Below are 1697 nucleotides of genomic sequence, written 5' to 3'. Positions count from 1 at the left end.
CGCTGATGCCGAAGGAGGAGACACCCGCCCGGCGGGGACGGCCCGTCTCCGGCCAGGGCTGGGACTCTGTCAGCAGGCGGATGTTGCCCTCGGACCAGTCGACCTGGTGGGTGGGTTCGTCGACGTGCAGGGTGGGGGGCAGGACGCCGTTCCGGATCGCCTCGACCATCTTGATGATGCCCGAGACGCCGGCCGCGGCCTGGGTGTGGCCCATGTTCGACTTGATGGAGCCCAGCCAGAGGGGCTGATCCTCCGGACGATCCTTGCCGTACGTCGCCAACAGCGCCTGCGCCTCGATCGGGTCACCCAGCGTGGTGCCCGTGCCGTGCGCCTCGATCGCGTCCACGTCGTTCGTGGTCAGACCCGCCGAGGCCAGCGCCTGCCGGATCACCCGGCGCTGCGAGGGACCGTTCGGCGCGGTCAGGCCGTTGCTCGCGCCGTCCTGGTTCACCGCCGAGCCCTTGACGATCGCGAGGACGGGGTGGCCGTTGGCCCGGGCGTCCGAGAGGCGCTCGACGAGGAGCATGCCCACGCCCTCGCCCCACGCCGTACCGTCCGTCGACGCGGCGAAGGACTTGCAGCGGCCGTCGGGGGCCAGACCCCGCTGACGGCTGAACTCCACGAACGCCTCCGGCGTCGCCATCACCGCGACACCACCCGCCAGCGCCAGCGAGCACTCACCCGACCGCAGCGCCTGCGCCGCCAGATGCAACGCCACCAGCGACGACGAGCAGGCCGTGTCGATCGTGACGGCGGGGCCTTCGAGGCCGAAGACGTACGAGACGCGGCCGGAGGCGATGGCGCCGGTGCCGCTGTTCGCGGCGTAGTCGTGGTACATCATCCCGGCGAAGACGCCGGTGGCCGTGCCCTTGAGCGTGGCGGGGTCGATGCCGGCCCGCTCGATCGCCTCCCACGACGTCTCCAGCAGCAGCCGCTGCTGCGGGTCCATGCCCAGGGCCTCGTTGGGGGAGATGCCGAAGAAGTCGGGGTCGAAGTCGGCGGCGTCGTGCAGGAAACCACCGTGCTTGACGTAACTGGTGTTCGGGCGCTCGGAGTTCGGGTCGTACAGCTCGTCGATGTTCCAGCCACGGTTCGTCGGGAACTCCGACACCGCGTCCACCCCGCCGGCCACCAGCCGCCACAGGTCCTCCGGCGTCTCCACCCCACCCGGATAGCGGCAGCTCATGCCGACGATCGCGATCGGGTCGTCGTCGGTCACGGCCACGGTGGTGGCGGCGCCCGTGGTGTCGGCGCCGGTGCCCGTGACCTCCTGGGCCAGGTGCCGGGCGAGCACGGCCGGGCTGGGGTAGTCGAAGACGAGGGTGGCGGGCAGGCGCCGGCCGACGGCCTCGCCGAGGCCGTTGCGGAACTCGACCGCGCTGAGCGAGTCGAAGCCCAGCTCGCTGAAGGCCCGGTCCGGGTCGACGGCGTCGGCGCCCGCGTGGCCGAGGATGGTCGCCGCATGCGTGCGGACGGTGTCCAGCAGCAGGGCTTCCTGCTCCTCCACGGAGAGGCCGGTGAGCTGTTGCTTGAGCGCGGTCGCAAAGGCCCCGCCACCACCCGCCGCCGCGGTACGCCGGGCGGGCGTGCGGACCAGGCCCTTGAACAGGGTGGGCAGGTCCTCGCCCGCCGAGCGCAGCGCCTTCAGGTCGAGGCGGATGGGCACCAGGGCAGGCGCGGGCAGCGTCCCCGCCGCG

Annotated in this window: 1 protein-coding gene; it reads right to left on the bottom strand. The window is 72.5% G+C overall.

The features are described 5' to 3' along the window. On the bottom strand, nucleotides 1-1697 hold a 1697-nt coding region (locus AB0I77_RS53425), incomplete at both ends, for a beta-ketoacyl synthase N-terminal-like domain-containing protein (RefSeq protein WP_363290310.1).

The organism is Streptomyces sp. NPDC050619 (assembly GCF_040654815.1).
Lineage (GTDB): Bacteria > Actinomycetota > Actinomycetes > Streptomycetales > Streptomycetaceae > Streptomyces.
This window is presented reverse-complemented; position numbering and strand designations above follow the sequence as displayed.